This window comes from Haliea salexigens DSM 19537, assembly GCF_000423125.1.
In the GTDB taxonomy this organism is placed as follows: Bacteria; Pseudomonadota; Gammaproteobacteria; order Pseudomonadales; family Halieaceae; genus Haliea; species Haliea salexigens.
The window spans coordinates 268368-294082 of the sequence record NZ_AUHJ01000002.1 but is presented as its reverse complement, the minus strand read 5'-3'; the positions used below and the strand labels follow the sequence as shown (position 1 = coordinate 294082).

The window sequence follows — 25715 nt, the reverse complement described above, 5'->3', positions numbered from 1 at the left end:
GCGCCAAGCCCGCTGCAAGCATTCACGAATGCCGTCAAGCGCCCTATACTGCGCCCTCACTACAGCAAGCAGGTTCTCATGACACCCACCACAAAGGGCCCCTGGTCCCTGGAAGACACCCACCGTTTCCTGCGTGAGACCACCGTGCCGATGCGCCTCGCCTGCACGGGCAACGACGGCTACCCGCGCGTGGTATCGGTTTGGTATGCCTTTGCCGAGCAGGCACTGCTGTGTGTCTCGCACCAGAAATCGGCACTGGTCAAACTGCTGCAGCGCGACCCGAAAGTGGGTTTCGAGGTGTCACCCAACGCGCCCCCTTATCACGGTGTGCGCGGTCAGGGACAGGCCAGCCTTGAGCCGCTGGGTGACAGCGAGCTGCTGGACCTGTTACTGGAGCGCTACCTGGGGCAGCAGGAATCACGGGTAGGCAACTGGTTGCTGTCGCGCAAGGCCGAGGAGGTGTTGATTCGGATACAACCAGAGCGCCTGTTTACCTGGGACTACCGCGAGCGCATGGCGGACGTTACACGGGGTCAGGCAGCACAATAACCGGGACGGGTATTTTCGCCAGCAGTTGCGGGTCTTCGCTTGCCAGCGCGCGCAACTCGGCGCGCCGCAGCAACAGGGCCCCGTTGCGCACGCGCTGCAGTTGGTGCTCAAGATGGCCGGCAGAGCGCGCCTGCACCGTCTCCACCGAATTGCACAAGGGCAGCTGTAGCAGCGGCTCGGGGACTGGCGGCGATAACACCCGCAAGGGGCCGGGTCGCAGCGGCACGTCCTCGGCGTACACCAGCACTGTGCACGGCGCCTGCAGCAAGAGCGCCCGGCAGGTCGAGCCGAGCCGGGCGCCGCCGCCGTGCGCAGAAAACCCCGCTTTACCCAGTACCAGAATATCGTTTGCGGTTACCCGCGCGAGCGTGGCGGCAACCACGCCACCGCGCGTCACCTGCAGGGAATAGGTCACACCGTCCCCCGCCACCGCCGACTCCAGTGCCTGGCTGACCGCCTGTAACTGCCGCGACAGGGTAGCCTGCATGGCGGCAACCGTCAGCGGCCTCGCCAATCCGCTGCGAGCGCCCACTTCACAGGCGAAAGGGAAATCGGCCGAGCGCAGCAGGTTCTCATCTTCCACGTAGAGCGCAACCAGCTCCGCGCGATGCTCGCGCGCCAGCTCGACCGCTGCTTGCAGTGCCGTCCTGCTGTGGCGCGAGGCGTCGAGCATGGTCAGCACACGACGCGCCTGCTGGCGCTGCACCGCGTCACTGTTCATCGTCGCTCTCCTCCCCCGCATTCACCAGTCCCGCCGGGTCGTCGTGCTCACTGCGCGCCGCCCTGACCGCCGCCGAGAAGGCCTCCAGGCGCGCAGACACTCGTCGCTCCAGTTCGCCCTGCTCCAGCCCCGTCAGCAATGCCAGCGCATCGTCGACGTGACGCATGGCGTAAATGCGAAAATGCCCGGCCGCGACGGCATCGCGCACCTCCTGCTTGAGCATCAGGTGTTCCACGTTCGTGGCCGGCAACAGCACCGCGCGACCTTCCACCCCGCCCAGCGCGGTGCAGACATCGAAAAAGCCCTCGATTTTCTCGTTGACACCACCCACCGCCTGGACTTCACCGCGCTGGTTCACCGACCCGGTAACCGCGTAAGCCTGACTCAGCGGCACACCGCTGATGGCCGACACCAGGGCGCAGATCTCGGCCACCGAGGCGCTATCGCCGTCAACCCCACCATAGGATTGTTCAAAGGCGAGGCTGGCGGACAATGACAGAGGCGTGTCCGGCGCGTAACGGTTGGCCAGATAACGGGCAATGATCATCACCCCCTTGGTGTGGATGCGCCCGCCCATGCGCGCTTCGCGTTCGATATCCACCAGCTGCCCGTTGCCCGGGCGCGCGGTCGCCGTGATGCGTGAAGGCTGGCCAAACGCAAAGTCACCCAGCGAGAGCACCGACAGGCCATTAACCTGTCCTACAACGGCCCCCTGGGTATCGATCATCACAATGCCGCGATGAATGGCTTCGTGGCTGCGCTCCCGCAGGCGGCTGGCGCGCCTCAGCTGTTGCTGGATGGCGGTCTCCACATGCTCGCGGCCGGTAATCTTCGCGCCCGCCTGCTCCGCCCAATGCTGCGCTTCCCGCAGCAGGTCGCGCAATTCGCGTTGTCGCGCGGTGAGTTTGCGCTGGTCCGCCGCCAGGCGGCTGGCGCGCTCTATGACGGCTGCCACACCGCCGCGGTCAAGGGGTTGCAGCCCCGCGTCGGTGGCGAGTGTGGCGATCATGCGGGCATAAAGCGCCTGGTTGGCCGGGTCCCGGTCCAGCGTGTCCTCGAGGTCCGCCTGCACCTTGAACAGCTCGAGAAACTCCGGGTCGTGCTCGCACAACAGGTAATAAAACAGGCGTTCACCCAGCAGCACCACCTTCACGTCCAGCGGAATGGGCTCCGGCTCCAGGCTCACCGTACTGATCAGGCCGTAGGCCTGCTCCAGGCTTTCCGTACGGATGTGCCGGGCACGCAGCACGCGCTTCAGGGTTTCCCAGGCGCCTGGCTGGGTGAGCAAGCCGCGCACGTCGAGCACCAGGTAGCCACCGTTGGCACGGTGCAGGGCACCGGCGCGAATCAGGGAGAAATCGGTGACCAGGGTGCCGTTGTGTACGTGATGCTCGGTGCGGCCCACCAGGTGTTGATGGCTGGGCAAATCCTGGTAGACCACGGGCGCCCCGCTGGTCTCGCCATTATCGACCAGCAGGTTCACCTGGAAGCGGCTGAACACCGCCTCCGGCGCAACCTCGGGTGTCTCGGCAAGAAATGCCGCGGCGTGGGACAGCACGGCCTGACGACAGGCGCCCAGATGCTCCAGCACTGGAGCCTGCTCACGGTAGCGCGCTTCCAGCTCGGCGAGCGGCGCCTCGATGGCGGAATTGAGCATCTCGGTGTTCAGCGTGTCCACTTGCTGGCGCAGCTCCCTCGCCAGCAGCGGCATCTGCCGGATGGCCTGGGTGAGCTTGCGCTGCAGAATTTCCACGGTCGCTTCAATGCGCTCTTTGTCTTCCTTGGGCAACGCACGAAAGTCCTCGGGCGACATCATATTGTCGCTGTCGCCCTTGCCGTCGACCGGCGCGAAGGTAAAGCCGTTGGGGGTGGAAACCAGCAGGATGTCCTGCTCCCGCGCCTCGCGCCGGATCGCCTCCACGGCATCGCGCTGGCGCTCCCCCATGGCCTGATTGAGGTCCTGCAGTCGATTCTGGTATTCCTCGCTCTCGAACAGCGCGGGAATGGCGGCGCGCAGCTCCTCTACCAGCTGCGTCAGGTCCGCTACCAGCTGGCGCCCCATGCCGGCCGGCAGCGCCAGGTAGCGAGGCGAGGTCGGGTCATCGAAGTTGTAGCGGTAGGCCCAGTCTCCAGGTGCTTCCTCCCCGGCTGCACGCTGCGCAAGGAACTGCTCGACCAGGTCGTGGCGGCCGTGACCGGGGTCGCCCAGCACATACAGGTTGAACCCGTCGCTGCGCATGGCGGTACCGAAACTCAGCGCCTCCCGGGCGCGGTCGTGGCCGTAGAGCAGGTCCAGCGGCTCCAGCCCTTCCGTGGTGGAGAAGTCGAACCCATCACCCGAGCAGGCGCGGTATATCTGATCCGGGGCCAGTGGTTCCAGCATGACAGCCCTCCTGTGCAACATTCGGGAGGAGAATCATAGCAGGCGGCGGGCAAAAAAAACCCGAGGCCACTGCCTCGGGTTGGCGACTTCATTTGGCCTGTTAGATGGCCATATCGAGTTTGCGCGACAGACGCGCCTTCAACTGCTCGTCCAGCTTGCGTGAGATCGCCTCAGCAGATACTGCCAGCTCGCGCTCCACGGCCTCCGCTTGAGCCTGCTCTTCCGCACGAACTGCCGGTTGCCACTCTGCACTCGCGACCGTTTCGTTCATCGCCAGCAAAAAGCGGCCTTCCTGTTCGGCCGTCTGCGCAAAGGCCGTGCTACCCAGGGCAAAAGTCAGTGCCAGGGTGCCGAGCCTGGCTGTTGCAGCCAACGTTTTCATTTCCACTCTCCTCAGATGCCGGTAACGGTTGCAGACCATCTGCACCCTCTCGTTTTACCGGTTTGTTACCACACTTCACATATGGTAACGCTTTTACTGATTTTAAAGGTAACTGGATCATGAATTGTTTGTCATGATCGCCTTAAAAACCCAGATATTTCTGAGGACTCAATAAGGATATTTCTATAACTTATTGGTTTATATATTATTTTTAATACCCGACAAAAATGCTTGGGGAAATGTGAAAATTACCACCGAAACGGCACATCGAGTGTTACCTCGCATTCTGGAGCCTGGAAAGCAGCTCACCCATCTTGCGCGACAGCGGATACGCTCCTGCGGTCCAGCCCAGCCGCACCACAACCAGCGCCTGTTCCGGCACCATCAGTACCGCCTGCCCCCGATTACCCAGCATCGCAAACGCGCTGCGGGGGAGATCCGGCCAGCGCAGCGCAGCGCCCCCGTCGTTGAGCCAGAGCTGGTAGCCGTAGCGTGGTTCATTCGCGCTGGTATTGGGCGCCGTGGCACGCGCGACCCAGCCCGCGGGCAGAAACAGGCGACCCTGGAGCCTGCCATCGTCCAATAACAGTTGGCCCAGGCGGGCCCAGTCCCGAGCGCTGGCGTAGACGAACGAGCTGGCGACCACAACGCCCTCGGCATCGGGTTCCAGCACGGTGTGATGCATGCCCAGTGGATGCAGCAGCTGGGCGTAGAAGAAATCCAGCTGAGCCTGGGGACCGCCGAGCCTTGCTACCGCAAATCGCGCCAGCAGGTTGCTGGTGCCGGAGGAGTAATAAAATTGCTTCCCCGGTACGTGCAAACCGGGGCTGCGCAGGGCCACGGAGGAGGCATTGCGGGCATGAAACAGCATGTGTGTGGAATCGCTCCCGGGAATGTAATCCTCCTGCCAGCGCAGGCCCGAGGTCATCTGCAGTAGCTGTACCAGGCGGATGCGCGCGCGGTCATCGTCCCCCCACTCGGGAAACAGCGGCCCCTCTGGCGACGCGGGCAGCAGCCCCAGCGCCTCCATGCGACCCAGCGCAATCGCCATCAACGATTTACCCATGGACCAGCCGAGCAGCTGCGAGTCCGCGTTGTACCCGGGGGCATAGCTCTCCGCCACCAGCTCACCCCGTTGCAGCACCAGCAGGGCGCGGGTCTGCAGGCCTTCCGCATTATCCGCCGCCAACGCGGCCTCAACCGCCGCCTGCTGCGCTGTGAACCCGCCGTCACGTGCTGGCCACTGCGCAGGCGGTGTGCTGCGGGCAGGCGGCTGCAGTGCATCCACCAAGGCTGTATCGCCATGGTTCACTGTGCAACCCAGCCCCGGCCGGTAAGTCGCGGACGCCGGCGCCAGGCCAAACAAGCTCACCTCAACGCGGTCAACGCCAAAATCGAGTGACAGCTGGCGATTGATCGCTGCATAGCTGGCCAGGTCGTCGAGAATCCGGGCGTCATCAAAACCACTGATAAAACGCCCGGAGCAGGCCAGCTTGGCGCCGAGCCCGGTCGCCAGGGACACCGCGTTACCCAGCTGCCACAGCGGCATCCCCAGCATTAGCGGGGGCACTGCCAACAGGAGCAGCAACAGCGGGAGGGCGATCAGTAACAGACGTTTCATCGACAGTTTTCCTGGCAACACACGGGATTGAATTCAGCTTACGCCAGAAGGCGTGTATTCCGGAACAGGCTTGACGCCGAGCTGCGCGATCAGTTCTACTCGCGACACATAAACGCCGAGAGTGCCCGCTATGCCTGCCCTGGAAATCCTTGCCCCCGCCGCCCTGCTTGCCAGCTGGTCTCTGGTCATGCTGATCTGGATGGCCGCTACACGCATGCCCGCCATGAGCAAATCAGGGCTGGACCTGTCCAAGCCACAACCCGGTGGACGCCGTGGTGCCGACCTCGAAGGCGTGCTTCCCGACCACGTGAACTGGAAGGCGCACAACTACACCCACCTGCACGAGCAGCCCACCGTTTTTTACGCACTGTGCTGTATTCTGGCCATTACCGGCATAGACAGTGCGCTGGCGGTGCAGCTGGCCTGGGGCTACCTCGTGCTGCGCATTGCCCACAGCATCGTGCAGGCCACCACCAACTACGTGCCGGTGCGTTTCCTGCTGTTCCTGCTGTCCTCGCTGGCACTGGCGGGCATGGCGGCTATCGCTGTACGCGCCACCTTCTAGGCGGGTCCCTCATGCCACTGACTTTCCGGGGCGCGCTGGCCGCGCTGCTGCTCTGTAGCGCGGCGGCGAGCGCAGCGCCCAGCTTCCGCCCGGCACACACCCTGGCACCTGGGCAATGGCCGGATCAGAGCGAGGCACTGTGTGACGTTGCCGCCGCCACCGCCGACTATCTCGCCCAGGGCAACGCCTACGACCCGGCTGTCATTCACGGCGGCACCACGCCCTGGCTGCAAACCCCGCCCGAGCGCATACGCGCCACACTGGAATTCGTCTGCGCAGTTGCGGCAGAGGACGCACGCCTCGGGCGCAGCTCGCGCCTCAACGACCCCGCGTTCCTGCAGCGCCACTTCGAGCTGCTGCGCTGGCAGCCGGATCGCGCGCGGGCCGCACAGTTGGCTAGCGGCAAACCGCTGTTGCAGAACCTGCCTGCCGAACGCCTGTTGCTGACCAAATACTACGTGCGGGTGGCATCCGGCAGCGAAGCGCAGACAGCGGCCACCCCCCACGCCCTGTATGGCCTACCGCACGATGAGGCCCAGCTGCCACTGGCCGAGGCCGATGCCCTGGGCACGGCCATTACCCGCTTCCAGTTCGGCAAACAGGCGATTGTGGCCAGTGAAACTGCAGCCGCCAGCGCCAACGACATGGCACAGCGCGCGCCGCCGCTGATCTGGCTCAGCCGCGCCGACCTGGAAGGCGCCCTGCTGCAGGGCACGGCGGTCATCGAAGACGACGCGGGCCAGAAGCGCTACTTCAACGTTCATCGCAACAACGGTATTGCATACGACCGCACGCGCAAGCCCGAGGAGCAGGAGCGCTACTGGTATTTCAAGGCAGTGCCGGGCGTGCTCGGCTACGGCAAGGACGCGGATTACAAGATTCCTGTACAACCGCTGGTGACCGTTGCCGGCGATATTTTCCAGCTCGGCCTGGGCCGCCTGGTGCTGCTGCGCACCGAAGAAGCCGGGGAGCCCACCTACCGCCTGAACGTGATGGCGGATACCGGCGGCGCTTTTCATGACAATCTGTACCAGCTCGACTGGCTGAGCGGCTACTACCGCGATTGGGCGGGGTATCATGCGGCGAATCGTCACATTAGTGATTACGCCGAGGCCTGGCTGCTGCTGAAACGCGAGTAAGCCGCAGCACTCGCCTGGCGTTTTCCCGCACCGTCAGGAGGAGATATGGAATATTGGCTGGCCTGGTTTCACGAAGGCAACGACCAGGTAAAACAGGTTGCCGCGGCGGCCGAGAAAATGGGCTATGCGGGCATAGCCGTATCAGACCACGTGGCCATCCCTCGCGATTACACCTCCGTGCACCCTTCCGGGCAGCGCCACATTCACGCCCACACCCGCTTTCCGGACCCGATGATTACCATCGCCACCATGGCCGCGGTCACCGAGCAACTGCGCTTTATGACCTATGTGTACGTGCTGACCATGCGCGAGCCCTTCAGCGCTGCCAAGCAGGCGGCGACGCTGGCCATGCAAACCGACCACCGCTTTGTGTTCGGTGTTGGCGCGGGCTGGTGCGAGGATGAAATTACCGTGCTGGGCCACAACCCGCGCAACCGCGGCAAACGCATGGACGCGATGCTGGAGGTGATGCGGGATTTCTGGGATGACGGCATGGCCGAAGCCGACAACGACTTCTACCAGTTCCCCCCCACGGGGCAGTTCCCGGTGCCCGGCAAAGTGCCGGTGTGGATCGGCGGCAAATCGCGCGCCGCCCTGCGCCGCGCAGCACACGCCGACGGCTGGATGGGCATGAACTACCCGATGGCCGAAATTCGTGAACTACTGGACCAACTGAACGCCGAGCGCGCCATCGTCGAGGCCGAACGCGGCGCGGAGCCCTTCGGACGTTTTGTCATGCCTCAGACCGAACCAGACCCCGGCATCTACCATCAGCTGGAAGACTGGGGCATCGACGGCACTATCGCCATGGCCTGGACAGTCGACGACCCGGCTTTTCATTCACTGGATGCCAAACTCGAGGCGATGGAACGGTTCGCGGACCGCTTCATCACGCCACGCTAGCCACCGGTGAGCACCGTGGAGCACGCCAGCGCCCCCGTGGGTGAGTTTGAACTGCACTACAGCCTGTGTCGGGGCCAGCCGGAGCAACCCTGGGTAATTCTCTGCCACGGCTTTCCCGGGCTCGCCTACAGCTGGCGCCACCAGTTGCCGGCTCTGGCCGAGGCTGGCTTCAACGCCGTTGCGTTCGACCAGCGCGGTTACGGCCGCTCCAGCCGCCCGCTTGCCCCGGCCGTGTATGACAGCCAGCACACGGTGAACGATGTGCTCGGGCTAATGGATCATCTGGGGTTGGCACAAGCGGTACTGGTCGGGCACGATTTCGGTGCAGCCCAGGTATACAACGTGGCCGTACGTCACCCGTCCCGCGTTAGCGCTGTGGTAGGCGTGGCCTGCCCTTACGATTTCGACCTCGCGGGCCGCGGTGGCGCCGGCGCCAACCCGTCGCCCGGCACGGACTACGGCCGCGCCTTCGCCCGCCCGGACAAGGCCCCCAGCACCTGCTTTGCGGAAGTGGCCGCGCGCCACTTCTACCACATGCACTACTATCAGGAGCCCGAGCGGCCGGAGCGCGAGCTCGCCCACGCGCCGCGCCTGTTCCTTACGCGGCTGTTCTGGGCACTGTGTGCCGACGGCCACCTGCTTGACTGGACGCGCTTCAGCACCGAAGGCAACAGCTACCTCGATGTGCTCGCCGACCCGGCCATTCCCCTGCCCTGGCCGTGGATGAGCGAGGCGGACATGGATACCTACGTCGAGGAGTTCACGCGCTGTGCGGCGGGGGCAGAGTTCATTGGCGGCATCAATTCCTACCGGGTAGCAGACCGCAACTGGGAAGTGGGCAAGGCCTGGGCCGACGCGACGGTCACACCACCGTCGCTGTTTATCGCCGGCAGCGAAGACCCTGTATTGCAGATGATCGGCGCCGATGCACTCGAGGTGCTGGCGCGCTGTTCCAGTGACCTGCGCGGCATAGAACTGATCCCGCGCGCGGGCCACTTTGTGCAACAGGAACAGCCGGCGGCTTTCAACGCCGCATTACTGCGCTTCCTCGCCACGTTGTAGCCGGCGGCCAGCCCCTGGAACTGAGAGCCGCCGCTAGTCTTCCACCCGGGCCAGATCAGCGGGAAACGCCGCCCCTGCCCGCCAGTAGTGCCAGGCCGCCCAGACATTCGCCAGGGAACAGATCAGCAGCGCCCAGCGCAGGGAGTGTTCGCCGTAATCCGCTGCCAGCAGGTCACTGATCAGTCCCACTACCGACGGCCCCAGTGCCAAGCCAACGATGTTAATCACAAACAGGAGAATGGCCGACGCCACACTGCGCATGCGCAGGCCGACCAATGTCTGTGTCTGGGCGAAGGTGGTGGCCTGATAGAAATTACCCAGCATCACTGGCAGCACCATCAGCAGCAACACCGCGCGAATGTCATCAAGCAGGAACACAAACACCCCGGCGGGCACGGAAACAAGCAGCGCCAGCGCCACAATCCATAAATACCAGCGCGCATCCCGGGCGCCGAGGTAGTCCGCCAGACGCCCACCAAGCACAATGCCGATGCCGCCGGGAATGCCGAATATGAGGCCCAGCCAGGTGCCGATCTCACCGGAGGACATACCGTGGGAGCGCGCCAGGAACGCCGCAGACCAGGAGATCAGGCCGTAACCGACAAAGGCGGTAATGCCGCCGCCCAACGCCATGTGCACAAACGAACGCCGCGCCAGCAGGTAACGGAATACCGCGGCAATAGAGGGCTGGCTACCGGGCGCGGTCACCCGGGTCTCGGACATGCCGCGATCCGGCTCGCGCAGCGTAAAGCGAATCACCAGCGCCAATACAATGCCGGGAATACCCACCACAAAAAATGCCACGCGCCAGCCAAACCACTCGTTCATCCAGCCGCCGACAAAAAAGCCGAACAGAATGCCGATCGGAATGCCCAGTGAATAGATACCCAGCGCCGTCGCGCGCTCATTGGCCGGGTAATAGTCCGCCAGCATGGAATGGGCCGGTGGCGAACAGCCCGCCTCACCCACCCCAACGCCAATGCGATAAGCCAGCAGCTGCCAGTAATTCTGCGCCAGCCCCTGCGCGGCGGTGAACACACTCCAGATACCTACAGCCGCCGCGATGAGATTACGCCGGTTGGCGCGGTCGGCGTAGCGCGCAATGGGAATACCCATGAGGGTGTAGAACAGGGCAAAACCCAAACCCGTGAGCAGGCCCATCGCTGTATCACTGACGCCGAGTTCAAGGCGAATGGGTTCCACCAATATGCCGAGGATTTGTCGGTCAATGAAGTTGAAGGTGTAGGCGATGACCAGGATGGTCAGCACATAACGGCGCGTTCCCGCAGAAAACAACGAAGACGGCGCGCCGGCAGAAGGCGGTGTAGCGGCCACGTGGGGGCTCCTTTTTTTATTGTGCCCAGACTATGGGTACAGCGTGCAGGGCGCAAGTGCTACGGACTTTGCCGGTGGTCAGGAAGCAGGGCGATGCGTATCCTGCCCTGAACTCAGCAAAAGGAAAAACCGCATGTCAGCCAGAGTTGCCGTTATCACGGGCGCCGCCAGCGGTATCGGGCGCGCCCTCGCACAGCGCTGTGCTCGCCAGGGCATGACCGTGGTGCTTGCCGATATCGACGAGGCCCAGTTGGCCGCTGCCGAATCTTTTATTGGCAGCGCGGGAGGCGACCTGTACAGCCGCGTCACGGACGTCAGTTGTGCCGACTCCGTGGAAGCGCTGGCAAAGGATGTCTACGCGCACTTCGGCGCGGTAAACCTGTTGTGCAACAATGCCGGCATACTGCAAACCGGCGTGTGCTGGGAGGAGTCGGCTCCGTCCTGGCGGCGGGCCATGGATATCAATTTCATGGGCGTGCTGCACGGCGTATCCAGCTTCGTGCCGCGTATGCTGGAGCAGGAACAGTCGGCCCACATCGTGAACACCGGCTCGCTGGGGGCACTGCTCGCAGCGCCACTGATGGGCCCATACACCGCCTCAAAAATGGCGGTGCGCGGCCTCACCGAAACGCTGCACTACGAACTGCGCAGTATCGGTGCCTCTGTTGGCGTCTCGTTGCTCTGCCCTGGCCCGATCGAAACGTCCATGGCCGCTTCTGCCGCCGGGCGCGCAAGCCCCTCCCCCACAGCGCAGGCACTGATGACCGAACTGATGAGCGAGGATATTGTGCCCCTGTCACCGGAGGCTTGCGCGGAGATCGTGCTCGACGCCGTCGCCGAGGGCCGCTTCTGGATCTTCACGCACCCGGAGTTCAAACGCCACTATGTGGCGCTGGCGGAAGAACTGGCTGACGAACGCAACCCTCAGTACCGCTCCGCGTGGTAGCGCTCCTGCACCCTATTTCGGCGTCAGCGTGATATCGATGTTGCCACTGATACTCAGCGTCATGCCCGCCGCTTCGGCCTCCTCAACCAGCGCGGCCAGGTCGGTTTTGGTCTGGCGCAGCTCGCTGATGCGACCTGCGCTGGCCGTATCCGTTTCGCCAAAGCGTTCGCGCCGGCTCCAGTTATTGCGCTGGTGAAAACTGATCTTGTCCTCAATCAGGGTCATCAACAACTGGCTGGCTTCGTCCGGGTAGAACACACCACTGATCAACCGGAATCGCCGCGCTTCCAACTCGTCTGTCATGTTGTTTTCCTTACAGGTATTTATCTGTGACCGCGCCTTCTGACGCCGAGGCCACGGTTTTGGCGAATTTGGCCAGCAGGCCCCGTGTGTACCGCGGCGCCGGGGGCTGCCAACGTGCCATACGGGTGGCCATCTCGTCGGCACTGAGCGTGACGTCGATGCGCGCGGTTTCCGCGTCGATCACGATTTCGTCGCCGTCTTCAACAATGGCCAGCGGGCCGCCCTCACTCGCCTCCGGCGTGATATGTCCGACCACAAAGCCGTGGCTGCCGCCCGAGAAACGGCCATCGGTGATCAACGCCACATCGGCGCCCAGCCCCTTGCCCATCAGCGCCGAGGTGGGGCTGAGCATTTCGCGCATGCCGGGGCCGCCGCGCGGCCCTTCGTAGCGAATCACCAGCACATCACCCTTGACCACGCGGCCATCGAGAATCGCCTGCAGGGACTCCTCTTCGGAATGAAATACGCGCGCAGTGCCCTGGAAGCGCAGGCCCTCTTTACCCGTGATTTTCGCGACAGACCCTTCCGGCGCGAGGTTGCCGCGCAGAATCATCAGGTGACTGTTGCGTTTGATGGGGTTGTCAAAGGCGCGGATGATGTCTTGCGACTCTGGGTAAGGCGCCACATCGGCCAGGTTCTCTGCCAGCGTATTGCCGGTTACGGTTAGGCAGTCGCCGTGCAGCAAACCGCGTTCCAGCAGCATTTTCATCAGCGGCTGAATGCCGCCAATGGCAATCAATTCCGACATCATGTACTTGCCGCTGGGGCGCAGGTCCGCCAACACCGGCACTCGCTCGCCCACACGCACAAAGTCGTCGAGTGTCAGCTCTACCTGCGCGGCATGAGCCATGGCCAGCAAGTGCAGCACGGCGTTGGTGGAACCGCCGAGCGCAATCACGGTGGCGATGGCGTTTTCAAACGCGTGCCGCGTCATGATATCCGAGGGCTTGATATCCCGCTCCAGCAGGCTCAGCACGGCGGCGCCCGCCTGTCGGCAATCCTCCGCTTTGGAGCGAGATACCGCTTCCTGTGCGGAACTGTTGGGTAAGCTCATGCCCAATGCCTCGATGGCCGACGCCATGGTGTTGGCGGTGTACATGCCGCCGCAGGAACCGGGCCCCGGAATCGCGGTTTCCTCAATCTGCTTGACCTCCAACAGGTTCAGGTCGCCCCGCGCATGCTGGCCCACCGCCTCGAACACGGAAATAATATCCGTGTGGTTGGCACCCGGCTGGATGGTGCCGCCATACACGAACACCGCCGGACGGTTGAGCCGCGCGATGCCGATCATGCACCCCGGCATGTTCTTGTCGCAGCCGCCCACCGCCACCAGCCCGTCGAACCCCTGACAGCCCGCGACCGCCTCGATGGAGTCGGCAATGATTTCGCGCGATACCAGCGAATACTTCATGCCCTCGGTACCGTTGGCGATGCCATCGGAAATGGTGATGGTATTGAACACGACACCCTTGCCACCGGCGCCATCGGCCCCGGCACAGGCTTCGTCCGCCAGCGCATTGATGTGCATGTTGCACGGCGTGACCATGCTCCAGGTGGAGGCGATGCCGATCTGCGGCTTGTGGAAATCCTCGTCGGTAAAACCCACTGCGCGCAGCATGGCGCGAGCAGGTGCTTTTTCGATGCCGTCCACAACAAGGGACGAGTGGTGACGTTTGTCTTTCACAGTAATACGGGCCTCCAGCAGGAATACTTACCTGTACGTTGCAGGGGAAAAAAGGGTTTGCCGCCTGCGTGCTGCGTACATGCCACGCGATGCATCACGGGTTACACCAGGAACAGTATTGTGGCTCAGCGACAGGCGGAGTAACAGGCTCGCCTTGTTCGTGGCCGCAGACACTGCAGCGCCGCAGGGCCAGCAGGGGGAGTGAGGTGGGTGCATCGCAGTCCGCGCAGGGCAGACCGGGTACGTGATCGTCTGGCCAGAAGTTCGGCGCGGTACAGTGGGGACAGGCTGTGTGCAGGCGCTGGGCCAGTTGCTCTGCCGCCTGGCGGATATACGTTTGCCGTTCCGGGCAATGCATGGCCCGGAGGTCAGGTTCGATTCGCACCGAATGTGCGTCGCCCGAGGGCAGGCGCGGCAGCACATTGGCATGCAGCTCCTCCAGCACTGCGGCAACACCACACAGTCCTTTGCTCACCCCGGCCGGGTGGCGAATAATCCAGCCTTGCGCGCTGGGGAATGGCGCCAACTGCGCCACCAGCTGCGCTTCGGATTCCCAGGTAAATGCGGCGACCCGCACGGGCCCGGCGGCACGCGCCACAACCTCTTGACCGGAGCGCCGGTCCCAGAGCAGCAGCAGCTCTTCGTCCCAATTCACAAGGCCGGCCATGGGGCCTCCACCAAAACTGCCCTCACTGCCCAGGCCAAGGTCGAGGCCCGTCAGCTCACAGGCCAGCTGTGCCTTGCTGCGCGCGCAGTCCAGCGGACTCAGGGTGCGCGTCACCTCGCCCGCGAAGGTGCCCAGCTGGTCCGTATCAAAGGCGTCGGTAACACTGACTTCCAGGCCAAGCGCGGCCAGTGGCGGCGCAACGAGCGCTCCTTTGGCATGGCGGGTGAGCAGGGCGATACGGCCGCTGCTCGCGTGTGGTTGATCAGTCATGCAGGCGACGTACCGTAACTGCCGTGGCGGGTGTGGTTCAACTGTTCAATATTGAAGCGCGAGAATGATTTTGTATAACAGTTAGATTAGATATTATTGTTCTTTTAAAGAGAACACTGACATGCGCCAGCTGAACTTCCACCACCTCTACTACTTCTGGGTGGTGGCCAAAGAAGGCCACCTCACACGCGCCGCGCAGCAATTGCACGTATCCCAGTCCGCCCTGTCGTCACAGATCAAGCAGCTGCAGGAACAGCTCGGCCACGAACTGTTCAGCCGCGACGGCCGCTCGCTGCGGCTGACAGAGGTAGGCCACCTGGTGCTGGAGTACGCGGAGAGCATATTCAACCTCGGCAGCGAACTGCTGGCGCTCACGGAAAGCGGCGAGTTGCAGCGTGTGCAGCGCCTGCGCATCGGCTCCGTGGCCACTCTCTCGCGCAACTTCCAGGAAAACTTCCTGCGCCCGGTTATCGGCGAAGCCAAGGTAAAGCTGGTGATACGCTCCGCCAGCCTGGAGGAGCTGCTGGAGCAACTGCGCGTGCACAAGCTGGACCTCATTCTCTCTAACCGTGCCGTGGCGGCCGACACGTCTACCCCCTGGCGCTGCCAACAGATTGCCGAGCAGAGCGTCTGCATTGTGGGGCCACCGGGCAAGCCGGCCAAACAGTTCCGCTTCCCGCACGATCTGGGCACCCTGCCGCTGCTGCTGCCAGGCCCCAACAGCGAGATCCGCAACCAGTTCGACCTGCTCTGTGAACAACACGGCGTGGAAGTGGACCCCTACGCCGAAGTGGAAGACATGGCCATGTTACGCTTGCTGGCGCGCGACTCGGGCGGTTTGGCGGTGGTGCCTGAGGTGGTGGTGCAGGACGAGTTACAATCCGGCAAGCTGGAACGCTACTGCGTACTGGACAGTGTTGTGGAGCGCTTTTACGCCATCACCGCGAAGCGCCATTTTGAGCTGGTATCACTGAACACACTGCTGGAGCAGTATCAGGATGGCGCGCAGAAACCCGCGCGACGCCGCAAGCCCGGCAAATAGTGTATGCGGGCAGCAACACGCCGATGCCAGTCATTGTCAGGCCCTTGTTGGGCCGGGGGCAAAACGGGATGCGCTGGCTCTATGCCAAGGGTTCGAAGGTAATATTCATTTCCTTGTAACCGTCAACAAACGCAGACAGTGCATTCCTGGGTTCATTCACCAGTTGTACATTGGTCATTCGCGATGTGATCACTGCAAAAATCACCTTGAGCTGTAGCCTCGCCAAATGTGCGCCAAGGCAAAAGTGCGGCCCTGCACCGAAAGTACGTGCATCCCGCTGTACCCTTTCGCGCTGGCAGCGCTTGATATCAAAGGTGTCGGGGTTTGCAAAAACCTGCTCATCCCGATTGGCCGAAGCCAACCAGACAATGACTTTGTCTCCCTTGCGGATCGTCTGCCCCCCAAGCTCAAAATCTTCCATTGCGGTACGCCGATAATTCATTATCGGTGCTCGAAAGCGCAGAATTTCTTCCACCGCGTCGGGAATCAGCGCAGGATCATTCTGCAGCATGTGGAACTGTTTCGGCTGTTGTATCAATTGATACAAACCATAGGCGGTAGCATTACGTGTGGTTTCAACCCCACCAATAATCAGGTTCAGAAAGAACAGGCCATATTCCAGATCCGTCAGTTGCTCTCCGCCCTCCCGCCTAGCCTCCAGCATTTCAGTCGTAAGGTCCTCACAGGGATTGAGACGATGATTGGCGGCTAACCCCGCGCCGTACTTAACGAGTGCTCGCTGCGCCTCGTAGCCGTCCATCACACTGCCGGCAAAGTCAGGATCGTCGGCGATCATCATCGTGTTGGTCAGCGTGCAGACGTAAGCTTGATCCTCATCCGGGATGCCCAATATCGACGCGGTGACACGCAGTGGTAACGGTGTCGCGACCGACGTCACAAATTCGCAGCCACCCTGCCCAATGATTCCATCGATTATCTCGTTGGCGATAGCCAGAACGCGGGGTTCAAGCAGCTTGATGGCACTTGGCTTGAACGCGGCGTCGACCAGGCGCCGGTAATCGCGGTGCATTGGCGGGTCCATCAGATTGAGAGAGACGTGTTTACCCCTGATTGCTTCCTTGGGTGTATCGACAAGCCTTGGCCCTGTGGCATTGCTGAAAATCGCCGGGTTTTTCAACACGATATCCATCTGATCGGATGTAAACACATTCCAATGCCCGGATTGCCCGGCACAACCCTCTTCCCAGGAAACCGGGTGCTGTCGCCGATTTTCAGCAATCAGCTGATTGGGCGCACCATGACTGTAGAGGGCCAGATCCGCGAGCCTGTGTTTGGTGATGGGGCAGTTGTTCATGATTTTCTCGACCTGCATTGCCGGAGGTCACCCACTTGTGCGGTCACCTTCGTAAATAGTACATAAGGTCCATCGCCGAAACCATGATGAGCATACTGTTTGGAACGGAGCGAGGACACGTTCCTTGTGGACTCCGGCGAACATGCCTTAACCTCAACACTGGATTACCGGGCGTGAGGATCAGCCGGCATGGGGGCAACAGGCCTCACAGGGCTTCCTTGACATTTACCGTGGCGTACCGGCCGGCGAGCACATCAATCCCGCCACCATCGACGTGGTTGCAGAAGCTCAAGCGATGCCCAACTCACCGCTAGCGCTGAGCGCCGAAGCCACCGTCCTGCTCTGTCCCTATCCCCAGCGCGCCATCTACAACGCACACGGGGCCATGGATGAAGCCAGCAGTTACCACTGCGGGAAATGAAGGGGTTACGTGCATAGTAAGACACGGGCATTTTCAGTAGAGTGAACTCAGGAAGAAACTGGCGGGCCTGCACGCAAAGTGGCCTGCCATCATCAAGGAGGTTGTTATGGGTGTAGAAGTCGGTGGATTACTGGGCCTGATCTGGCTCGTGATTGTTATCTGGGCGGTGGTGAAGGTGGCCAAGAGTTCCGCAGGCGGGCTGGCCAAGTTGCTGTGGATCCTGCTCCTGCTGCTGGCTCCGCTGGTAGGGCTGATTATATGGGCGCTGATGGGGCCGAAGGGGTAGCTCCAGCCCCCGGTGCAGCTGCCAGCAACCCGGCCCACACTGCAGCCAGGCTGGCGCTGTACCAGGGCGTAACGTCCACTCGCGGCGGCAATCCGCCCGTCAACCACAGCCGCAGGCGTTCCACCAGTGCGGCTACATCGCCCTGTGGGTAACGGCAGGCTGAGGGATATTGTTCCGCATAGCACAGCGCATCGGGCACCAGGGGGATGGCGCCTGCGCTCGCCGCCTCCAGCATAGCCAGGCCCTGGAATTCATGGCGCGCAGTACTCACCGCAATCGCCGCCCGGCCCAGTTGTGTGCGGTATTCCGCTGCCGGCAACTGCCCGTCGGCAACAATGCGCTGCGGCAGTGCTTCTCGCAGCCGTGCCAACGCCGGCGGTGCACGCTGTGGCCGCTTGCCCAACAGGGCGAGCCGAAACTCAACGCCTTTCTCGGCCAATGCCACCATCGCTTCGACAAAGAGTTCCGGGCACTTGTCGTGCTCCCAGCGGTGGTTCCACAGCACCAGCTGACTGTCGCGCTGTTGCGCTGCCGGCACCGGCTCGATAGGCACCGGGCACAGCACACTCTTCTGCGCCAGCCGCTGCACCACACCATCCGGCACCGCATCCGGCATTTGCGCGAGTAACCCCGCGATGCCCTGTAAATAACTGTCGCGGTTGAAGGCGGAGTTGAACAGCAGTCGGGTAGCCGCCAGCCCACCATAGAGCTGCACCATCTGCGGCTCCAGCCAGTGGCTCTGGCGGTGGCTGAGCGGGTAGGCAAACTGGTTCTCGTGGAAGTAATACAGCGTTGGCACGCCAGCCAGACGCGGGTGCAGCCCCTTGAGCGTCGCAAGATCCACCATGGAAGAAGCCACAATGAGGGCCGGCTGCTCCAACGGCAACGCATCTAGCCAGGACAGCGGATTGCCGCGTATACGCCAGGCAAAGTGACGCCCCGGCAGTTCCAGGCGCTGCCAGTTGAACTGAGGTTGCGAGGCCAGCAACCAGTCTGCCCAGGCGGCGTGGCTGTCGGCACGGTAGGCAGACAGTAACCACGCACGCGGCCGCGAATCGGCTGTATCAATGTGGGCTGTTTGGGATGAAAGAGGCATGCACATGATGTACCACAGCCCCTGCAGGGTTGTCATGCTTGGCGTAATCGCGTGGGGAGGCTATTCTTATGGCAACACTGGCATTCGATTCACTGCGTTACGCACGCCGCCTGCGGGAGGCCGGCGTACCCGAACCGCAGGCTGACGCACAGGCAGAACTGATGGCCGAAGCATTTGGCTTTTACGCCGATAATATCGTGACGCGCGACTATCTGGACGCCGTCTTGCGCGCCGGATTCGGCGAACAGGCACAGCGCTTTGAGCGAATTGAAACTCGGCTGAACACGCTTGAAGCGCGCCTGGACGCGCTTGATGCACGGCTAGACAAGCTCGACGCGCGCCTTGACAAGTTTGTGACGCGGCTGGAAAAGCTCGAGCCACTGCGCATACAGGCTACGCTGCACTCGTTCATGCTGGGGCTGATTGTGGTTGCGCAGGTAGTGCCCCAGCTGCAGGCCTGGCTGGTCCACTGAACGCACCCCACAGGCTATTCATCGCAAAAGGCTTGCCGCGCAGCCCACACCCATAGAGAGTGACGCCCTCTTCACTGCCCGGGCACACAACATGCAACAACGACTTATTCTGAAAATACTGGCCGGGCTTACCGCCACTGTCGTTATCGCCGTGGGCGCACTGGCGCTGATGACCCGCTATAACGCACCCTGCGAGCCGGCGCCGCCGACAGCGGCAGGCGCTAGCGGTTTCACGGCCAACCTGCAGCGCTGCTACGGTGACGTTGATATTGTCACCCTGGAGACCCTCCCGGTGCCGGAACTGACTCCCAGCGAGGTGCTGGTTCGTGTGCACGCTGCCTCCGTCAATCCCCTCGACAAGCATTTCCTGCACGGCACGCCTTACCTGCTGCGTTTGGCCAATGGCCTGAATGCACCGAAGTCGCCGCGCATGGGCGCCGATTTTGCCGGCACCGTGGAGGCCGTGGGTACGGACGTCACATTGTTTGCACCGGGTGATGAAGTGTATGGCGTGGCCAATGGTGCCTTCGCGGAGTATGTGGTGCGCAATGAAACCGGCGGCATGGCCTTAAAACCGGCAAACCTCAGCTTCGAGCAAGCCGCCGCAATGCCGGTGGCCGCCATCACCGCGCTTCAGGCCCTGCGCGACAAAGCGAATGTCCAGCCGGGCCAGCATGTGCTGATCAACGGCGCTTCCGGCGGCGTTGGCAGCTACGCGGTGCAACTCGCCAAGGCCATGGGCGCCACCGTGACCGCGGTGTGCAGCGGCCGCAACGCCGAACTGGTGCGCGCACTCGGTGCAGACCACGTCATCGACTACACCCAAGAGGATTACACCGAAGGCAACACCCGCTACCACGCCATTGTGGATATGGTCGGCAACCGTTCCATCTCAGCCATGCTGGACGTCACCGAACCGGACGGTGTGCTGGTGGCGGTCGGCAACATGAAGATGAACAACTGGTGGGGCCCGCTGGCCCGGCCTCTGCATGCCCTGGTGCGCTCACCCTTCGTTTCGCAAAGCCTGGAGCCCTTGATGGCAATGACCACCGCAGAGGATCTGACGGTGCTGGCGGGCTATGCAGAGCGCGGGGAGCTGGAACCTTTCATTGATCGACGTTTTACGCTGACGGAAGTGCCGGATGCTATTCGCTATCTGGAGCGGGGGCGGACGCGCGGTAAAATTGTAGTGAATGTAGCGCAATAAACTACGGTCACCGGGCTCCGAAAACGGGTATTCAGCTCACACCTCTCAATGTCGATTTTTTTTACACATCAGCGCTGTATAGCACCCTGAGTGGCCGCCACCCCGCGTAGAACCTGGCATGGCACAGTGTTTGCATAACACTCCTCACGGTACACCCACGAGAGATTAATGCGATGAAAACCACCAAGAATTTCTGCACATCTGTATTCCTGTTTGCCGCCCTGCTGGTTCCCGGTTTTGCTTCTGCGGGTCCAATTACCCCGGATGCCGGATGGTACGGCTTCTGCTTTGACGGTGTAGGCTCCCCAGCGGAGGCAGGCTGCACGAACGAGGGAGTCGGCACCACAGGAAACTCATTCACGTTCGACCTGCTCCTGCCGGGCTTACTCAAAGTCACCGACGCTTATCTGATCGGCGACATTTTTGACGTGTTCATCAATTCAGAGTTCGCGTTCACCACATCAACTACGGGAACGGGTGACACCACTGCAAACCCCGATGTCGCATTTGACAGTGGCTACTACAGTACAGGGAGCACGTTACTCGCAGCTGGCAGCTATTCCGTGGACATTCTGGTGAATTCCTCTCCCTTCGACAGCGGCGCAGCCTACATCACTGTTGAAACACAAGCAGCGCCCGTGCCCGCACCGGCCACCCTGCTGCTGTTCGGCGCAGGCCTGCTGGGTCTGGGGCTGGTGCGCCGCAAGGCTGCCTAAGCAGCCCCGCACCGTCGATCAAAACCCGCCAACGGCGGGTTTTTTTTGGCTCCAGGATTATCACCCGCTTCAGGTTTGCTGGGAGAAATACGGATCCAGCTCCATGCCCTCCGGCGGGTTGAAGTACGTGCGAATGTGGCACACCTTGCCGCTGTCGTTCACCGTGTAAATCTCGATGCCTTCCACCACTGCGGGCTTGCCATTCACTGAGCCCGTGGAGCGCACCACCAACGCGGCCTGATCCAGGCAGACCTGTTTCAACAGGCATTCCAGCGTCCACACGTCGCCGTTCTTGAAGCTGTTTTCCCAGCTGTGCTGCACGGCCTGAGGGCCTTCTTTGAGCAGGCCGCCGTACGGGTCCTCGAAGACGATGTCGTCGGAAAAGTTCGCTGACCAGCGCGCCTGATCCTGGGCGTTCCAGGCGTCGAAGTGTTCGTTGATGGCGTGGTCGATTTGTTGTTTGGTGGGCATGGGGTGGGTCCCTGTTTTCTTGGAATGGCCGACAGATAGTACAGTGGCGACGTATTTTTTACACCGGCGTCCGGAGTGGCCAACCCACTGCCGTATCCGCAAAGGTTTCGAGGGCACCCGCCTGCTCCACGAGGGACTCCTTGCAGACGCAGAAGCCTTGTTTCAACTCACTCCGGCATCGCAAAGAACTGGATGGCGTAGGCGGTGTCTACATGCTCGCGAATTGAGACAATGCGTCCATCGGAAATGCAGAAAATGAAGACATAGGCATTTTCATAGCTTTTTCCCGTGGGCTGCCTGGCGGTCATCCGCGTTTCTATCACCACATGCTGCCCCTCTGCCACGCACAGCCCCACGTCGTGATGAACACCGTCAGCATCAAATGCCTGCTCAACTGCACCAACCATCATATCTGCGATGACCGATGCACCCTGATGGGTACCCGCGTAGGGCGCAACGGCTGATTGTGGCACTGTCCAGGTCGCCGCATCGTGCATCAACTGGAGCAGGCAATCTTTGTCCCCACTGTTAATGGCTTGAATGAAATCAATCGCCGTCTGTTTGTTGGCGCGTGTTGCCATGGGCCTGAGCCTCCAAATCAATTGATAGGCGAAGTTCGGGCGTGCTCGGCGCGCCCCATCCCGCCTCGCATCAAGGCCACCTCACGTTTCGCGTGGCGATAAAAATACTGGATGAGTGCATCATCCATATCTGCATCAGCCCTCCTGACCAGGGCCTCCATCAATCTGTGTCCTTCCTTCACAGATTTCGGTCGATGACCCAGCAAACTCTGCATATCCGCTATTTCGAGTTCGGCCATCTCAGCGCCAATCTCAGCCACATTACGCATATGCGCGACCAGGCGCAGTGTCATCTGCATACGGTGTTGTCGAAAACTCTCGTCGATATGCGGCAGCTGTTCCTCGCGCAGGTTGTCTTCGAGGGCATCAAATAGTCCAGAAACATAGCTGTGTTCCGCCTGCGGTAACGCAGTGTCTTGCAGCGGTGTTCCGGTCGCTTCTGCAAGCGCCTCTGCAGTCGCTCGCTTGGACCACACGTCCTGTGCGATCCATTCTGCATGTTCATCGCGAGGATTCAGCTTCTGCACAACCGGCCCCAGAGCAAGGGCTGTGGTCAACATCGCAATGACGCTGTAGTAGGACAGCTTCTTCGCATCAATGGGAACGCCGCTGAACTCACTGTAGTACTCAAACCAACGCGGAAGATTGCCCGTGGGATACCAGACATCGCGCGTCCGTATGTGGGCGAGCTCTCGCATCGGATCGCCCAGCGAGGCGAGTTCAAAGTCCACGACCGCCTGTACCCGCCCGTCGCCGAACAAGAATTGACCGGGACCCGTATCCCCCTGGACCAACACCAGACGCTCGGGCATCTCCGGCGCGTTGCGGCGAAGCCACTGGCACGCAAAGGTAACAAGGGGGATCGGCTCATCAATCAACGGGAAGTGCCCGCGTTCCCAAACCTCCAGATCCCAGTCGACCAGCTCCCTGGAATTACCGGGCTGCTTGAGCCCGATTTCCACGAACTTCTCAGCCGGAATCGCATGCCACTTGGCCATGATGCGCGCAAAATCCCTGGCGACCGCATCGCGCTCGGCGTCGGAACCCAATTCAGTGAAATCGTTCACGCCCTGAATATATTCCAGAATAGCCACATTGGGCTCGTCGGACTTGGCGATTACCTCAGGTACCGGAATGCCCTCCTCGCGCAGGAGCTTGAGTAATGCCACCTCTCGCTGTAGACCATACTCCTGAATGTAGCCGAAATCCCCGCCGCGGTGCCCTCGCACATAGTAAGGCACGGAGCCGGAGCCGGTCTCCAGATCAATAAACCAGCCCGGACGGCCACCAGACTCCCTACCCCCTTGTCTGCGCGAGGCGCTTATGCGTCCGCCCATCGTCTTCTCGACCCAAGGGAAAACCTCTCTCTCAGTTAGCAGCTTGGACATTGGCTGGTCTTTCTCCTCAGGTTGTCGTGTCACGGCTCTTTCGAAAAATAGGACGCGCGTCCTACTCATGTCAAGTACAAACTTGTGAACGAGTGGCGTCAAGGCGCTGAATTCAGGCGAAGCAGCTGAGCGCCTGGTATTGACTTTTATAGGACGCGCGTCCTAATCTGAACAACTGTGATGGCGCACCAGCAAGTCCGTCACGCAAAACAATAATTATTGCCGTCTGCGGTGGCTCACATCCAGACCGGCCTGGCCACTGATATCAGAGGGCTAACGTATGCGCCGAGAGCAGGCAGTCAGAATTTTCGCGGGGCTTGTAATCGCATGCCTCGGCACCGGACGGGCGGGTGCCGTCGAACCCTGCAAATCGCTCTCTCCAACCCAGGTTTTTTGGGGCGACACCCACGTCCACTCTGCGTTCTCGGCAGACAGCTACCTCTTTGGCAACCTCACACTATCGCCAGAACACGCCTACCGTTTTGCCAGGGGTGAGGAGGTAACGACAAGTACCGGGCAACAGGCACAGCTGCAGCGGCCGCTGGATTTTCTTGTGGTAGCCGATCACGCCGAAAACCTGGGGATGATGCAGGGCATCGAGTCACGAGAGCCGGCGTTGCTGGCTATTCCGGGCATGAAGAAATGGGTGGAGACCTTTGAAGCTCTGGGAGACAACAAAGGCGGCTTCGTCCACTTCTTCAGCAAACTCGGGAACCCCGAGCTCAACGACGCAAAGGCCCAGCAAGTGTTCTGGGACCTGTCAGTAAAGATGGCGGATGAAACCAATCAACCCGGTACTTTTACCACGCTACCGGGTTTTGAGTGGTCCCCGACACCCGGCGGTAACAATCTCCACCGCGTGATCATCTTTCGCGAAGGTGGCGGCTTTGCCGACCAGGTTCTGCCTTTCGCAACCTTCAACAGTGAAGATCCGCGAGACCTCTGGAACTACCTGGCGCAGTACGAGGCCACAACGGGTGGCCAGGTCTTTGCCATCCCGCACAATGCCAATGGAAGCAACGGGTTGATGTTTCCTGCTGAATCAGCCGATGGTCGTCCGATCGGACGCGAATACGCCGCACTGCGAGCACAGTGGGAACCTCTGGTCGAGGTAGTCCAGTACAAGGGTGACGCCGAAGCGCATCCTCTCCTTTCCCCCCAGGATGCCTACGCCGATTTTTACACCTGGGACCAGGGCAACCTCCTGGCCAGTGCGCCGAAGGAGCCCTGGATGCTGCGTCACGAATACGCGCGGGGTGCGCTGAAACTCGGCTTGGAAATCGAACTACGTACGGGTGTGAACCCCTATCAGTTCGGCATGATCGGCAGCACCGACTCCCACACCTCATTGAGCAGTGTTGATGACAACGACTTCCGGGGAAATCACCCGGGCAACGAGCCGCAAGCGGACCGGATCGCTCAAACCCTGATTCCGGCGTCCCACGAAAAACTGGCCGACATAATGGTCAAAGATATTGCTGCCGCAGGCTCCGCTGCGGTTTGGGCCACCGAGAATACGCGAAGTGCCATCTTCGACGCATTGCGGCGACGCGAGGTCTACGCCACCACAGGCCCCCGCATTACGTTGCGTTTCTTCGGCGGCTGGAACTTCGACGATGGCAGCGCCTCGGACCCGCTCCATGTCTCCAGGGGATACCAGCACGGCGTGCCCATGGGCAGTGTCATGCCACGGCGGAGTGCAGGCGCTGGTGCCCCCACCTTTCTGGTCTCGGCGATGAAGGACCCGATGGGCGCCAATCTGGACCGCGTTCAAATCATCAAAGGCTGGGTCGATCAGGAAGGCGCCAGTCAGGAGCGTGTCTACGACGTCCTCTGGTCAGAAGACCAGGCACTGGAAGACGGTGAATTGCCCAGGATGCCCAGTGGCGTCGTCGGGGCGACGTACCGTAATGATCGCGGTGCCGTACAGCTGTCAGGAACCTGGCGCGACCCCGACTTCAATCTGCAGGAAGCGGCCTTCTATTACGTCCGCGTGCTGGAAATTCCCACGCCCAACTGGGTTGCACATGACATCGCGCAATATGAGCTAAGCGCACCGCAAACGACCGCGCAGGAACATCAGGAGCGGGCCTACAGCTCTCCGATCTGGTACAGACCTGGTGCAGACAGGCTTGCAGATGAATGAGCGCTCGGTCAGCAACAACACATTCTTCCCAATGCACTTTTTT

26 protein-coding genes are annotated in these 25715 nt (G+C 61.6%); 13 read left to right on the top strand and 13 right to left on the bottom strand.

Annotated elements, in window-relative coordinates; translation table 11 throughout:
* Positions 1–78: 78 nt before the first annotated feature.
* A complete protein-coding gene (locus G533_RS0104090; RefSeq protein ID WP_027948863.1) occupies positions 79–549 on the top strand; it encodes a pyridoxamine 5'-phosphate oxidase family protein in 471 nt (156 codons plus the stop codon).
* Here G533_RS0104090 and G533_RS23305 read toward each other — a convergent pair.
* The 4 genes from G533_RS23305 to G533_RS20450 all read right to left on the bottom strand — a co-directional run bounded on the left by G533_RS23305 (position 524) and on the right by G533_RS20450 (position 5656).
* Entirely contained in the window at positions 524–1270 is a 747-nt protein-coding gene (locus tag G533_RS23305; protein WP_051229944.1) for a universal stress protein, read from the bottom strand. The two genes, G533_RS0104090 and G533_RS23305, sit on opposite strands and share 26 nt — an antisense overlap.
* Entirely contained in the window at positions 1260–3653 is a 2394-nt protein-coding gene (locus tag G533_RS20455) for a Lon protease family protein (protein WP_084638786.1), read from the bottom strand. Before G533_RS20455 ends, G533_RS23305 begins: the two co-directional genes overlap by 11 nt.
* Positions 3654–3753: 100 nt before the next feature.
* On the bottom strand, positions 3754–4035 hold the full coding sequence (locus G533_RS0104075; protein WP_027948862.1) for a hypothetical protein: 282 nt from the start codon (positions 4033–4035) through the stop codon (positions 3754–3756).
* A 274-nt stretch (positions 4036–4309) separates the two neighbouring features.
* On the bottom strand, positions 4310–5656 hold the full coding sequence (locus tag G533_RS20450) for a serine hydrolase domain-containing protein (RefSeq protein WP_051229943.1): 1347 nt from the start codon (positions 5654–5656) through the stop codon (positions 4310–4312).
* A 130-nt stretch (positions 5657–5786) separates the two neighbouring features.
* Between G533_RS20450 and G533_RS0104065 the strand changes: the two genes are divergently transcribed.
* From G533_RS0104065 to G533_RS0104050, 4 genes are read left to right on the top strand one after another with little or no spacing between them, the layout of a single operon-like run.
* Positions 5787–6221, top strand: a complete 435-nt coding sequence (locus G533_RS0104065) for an MAPEG family protein (protein WP_027948861.1) — start codon at positions 5787–5789, stop codon at positions 6219–6221.
* 11 nt (positions 6222–6232) lie between these two features.
* Entirely contained in the window at positions 6233–7360 is a 1128-nt protein-coding gene (locus G533_RS0104060) for an MltA domain-containing protein (RefSeq protein WP_027948860.1), read from the top strand.
* Between the two features lie 45 nt (positions 7361–7405).
* Positions 7406–8263: a TIGR03619 family F420-dependent LLM class oxidoreductase gene (locus tag G533_RS20445; protein ID WP_051229942.1), complete on the top strand. Its 858-nt coding sequence runs from the start codon at positions 7406–7408 to the stop codon at positions 8261–8263.
* A 15-nt stretch (positions 8264–8278) separates the two neighbouring features.
* A complete protein-coding gene (locus G533_RS0104050) occupies positions 8279–9325 on the top strand; it encodes an alpha/beta fold hydrolase (protein WP_027948859.1) in 1047 nt (348 codons plus the stop codon).
* 33 nt (positions 9326–9358) lie between these two features.
* Here the strand turns inward: G533_RS0104050 and G533_RS0104045 are convergent, their stop codons facing one another.
* Positions 9359–10660: a spinster family MFS transporter gene (locus G533_RS0104045; RefSeq protein ID WP_027948858.1), complete on the bottom strand. Its 1302-nt coding sequence runs from the start codon at positions 10658–10660 to the stop codon at positions 9359–9361.
* A gap of 133 nt (positions 10661–10793) precedes the next feature.
* Between G533_RS0104045 and G533_RS0104040 the strand changes: the two genes are divergently transcribed.
* Positions 10794–11606 carry an SDR family NAD(P)-dependent oxidoreductase gene (locus tag G533_RS0104040; protein WP_027948857.1) on the top strand — a complete coding sequence of 271 codons (813 nt, stop codon included), beginning with the start codon at positions 10794–10796 and terminating at the stop codon, positions 11604–11606.
* 12 nt (positions 11607–11618) lie between these two features.
* Here the strand turns inward: G533_RS0104040 and G533_RS0104035 are convergent, their stop codons facing one another.
* The 3 genes from G533_RS0104035 to G533_RS0104025 form a co-directional block, all read right to left on the bottom strand.
* Positions 11619–11909 carry a hypothetical protein gene (locus G533_RS0104035; RefSeq protein ID WP_027948856.1) on the bottom strand — a complete coding sequence of 97 codons (291 nt, stop codon included), beginning with the start codon at positions 11907–11909 and terminating at the stop codon, positions 11619–11621.
* A 10-nt stretch (positions 11910–11919) separates the two neighbouring features.
* Entirely contained in the window at positions 11920–13593 is a 1674-nt protein-coding gene (gene ilvD, locus G533_RS0104030) for a dihydroxy-acid dehydratase (RefSeq protein ID WP_205622535.1), read from the bottom strand.
* A 94-nt stretch (positions 13594–13687) separates the two neighbouring features.
* On the bottom strand, positions 13688–14530 hold the full coding sequence (locus tag G533_RS0104025; protein ID WP_035526306.1) for a DUF6671 family protein: 843 nt from the start codon (positions 14528–14530) through the stop codon (positions 13688–13690).
* 121 nt (positions 14531–14651) lie between these two features.
* Between G533_RS0104025 and G533_RS0104020 the strand changes: the two genes are divergently transcribed.
* The gene (locus tag G533_RS0104020; protein WP_027948853.1) at positions 14652–15572 is read left to right on the top strand and encodes a LysR family transcriptional regulator; all 921 of its coding nucleotides are present in this window, start codon (positions 14652–14654) and stop codon (positions 15570–15572) included.
* Between the two features lie 79 nt (positions 15573–15651).
* Here G533_RS0104020 and G533_RS0104015 read toward each other — a convergent pair whose 3' ends face one another.
* Positions 15652–16905 (bottom strand): cytochrome P450, encoded by a 1254-nt coding sequence (locus G533_RS0104015; RefSeq protein ID WP_027948852.1) that lies wholly within the window; start codon positions 16903–16905, stop codon positions 15652–15654.
* Positions 16906–17182: 277 nt separating this feature from the next.
* Between G533_RS0104015 and G533_RS24915 the strand changes: the two genes are divergently transcribed.
* Complete coding sequence (locus G533_RS24915; protein WP_144079782.1) at positions 17183–17308, top strand: tannase/feruloyl esterase family alpha/beta hydrolase; 126 nt, start codon at positions 17183–17185, stop codon at positions 17306–17308.
* A gap of 106 nt (positions 17309–17414) precedes the next feature.
* Complete coding sequence (locus G533_RS0104005) at positions 17415–17594, top strand: PLDc N-terminal domain-containing protein (RefSeq protein WP_027948851.1); 180 nt, start codon at positions 17415–17417, stop codon at positions 17592–17594.
* Here G533_RS0104005 and G533_RS20440 read toward each other — a convergent pair.
* Entirely contained in the window at positions 17563–18690 is a 1128-nt protein-coding gene (locus G533_RS20440) for a tRNA-queuosine alpha-mannosyltransferase domain-containing protein (protein ID WP_051229958.1), read from the bottom strand. The two genes, G533_RS0104005 and G533_RS20440, sit on opposite strands and share 32 nt — an antisense overlap.
* A gap of 68 nt (positions 18691–18758) precedes the next feature.
* Here G533_RS20440 and G533_RS24910 point away from each other — a divergent pair, with 68 nt between their 5' ends.
* The 3 genes from G533_RS24910 (at position 18759) to G533_RS0103985 (ending at position 21086) form a co-directional block, all read left to right on the top strand.
* Complete coding sequence (locus G533_RS24910) at positions 18759–19163, top strand: hypothetical protein (protein WP_027948850.1); 405 nt, start codon at positions 18759–18761, stop codon at positions 19161–19163.
* A 91-nt stretch (positions 19164–19254) separates the two neighbouring features.
* Entirely contained in the window at positions 19255–20370 is a 1116-nt protein-coding gene (locus G533_RS0103990) for an NAD(P)-dependent alcohol dehydrogenase (protein ID WP_205622534.1), read from the top strand.
* Positions 20371–20543: 173 nt separating this feature from the next.
* Positions 20544–21086 carry a PEP-CTERM sorting domain-containing protein gene (locus G533_RS0103985; protein WP_027948848.1) on the top strand — a complete coding sequence of 181 codons (543 nt, stop codon included), beginning with the start codon at positions 20544–20546 and terminating at the stop codon, positions 21084–21086.
* Between the two features lie 69 nt (positions 21087–21155).
* Here G533_RS0103985 and G533_RS0103980 read toward each other — a convergent pair whose 3' ends face one another.
* The 3 genes from G533_RS0103980 to G533_RS0103970 form a co-directional block, all read right to left on the bottom strand.
* Positions 21156–21557 (bottom strand): nuclear transport factor 2 family protein, encoded by a 402-nt coding sequence (locus G533_RS0103980; protein WP_027948847.1) that lies wholly within the window; start codon positions 21555–21557, stop codon positions 21156–21158.
* Positions 21558–21724: 167 nt separating this feature from the next.
* Positions 21725–22138 (bottom strand): nuclear transport factor 2 family protein, encoded by a 414-nt coding sequence (locus tag G533_RS0103975; RefSeq protein ID WP_027948846.1) that lies wholly within the window; start codon positions 22136–22138, stop codon positions 21725–21727.
* Positions 22139–22155: 17 nt separating this feature from the next.
* Positions 22156–23526: a phosphotransferase family protein gene (locus G533_RS0103970; protein WP_158413391.1), complete on the bottom strand. Its 1371-nt coding sequence runs from the start codon at positions 23524–23526 to the stop codon at positions 22156–22158.
* A 280-nt stretch (positions 23527–23806) separates the two neighbouring features.
* On the opposite strand from G533_RS0103970, the gene G533_RS20435 reads away from it, so the two are divergent.
* Complete coding sequence (locus G533_RS20435; protein WP_084638783.1) at positions 23807–25672, top strand: DUF3604 domain-containing protein; 1866 nt, start codon at positions 23807–23809, stop codon at positions 25670–25672.
* Positions 25673–25715: the final 43 nt, after the last annotated feature.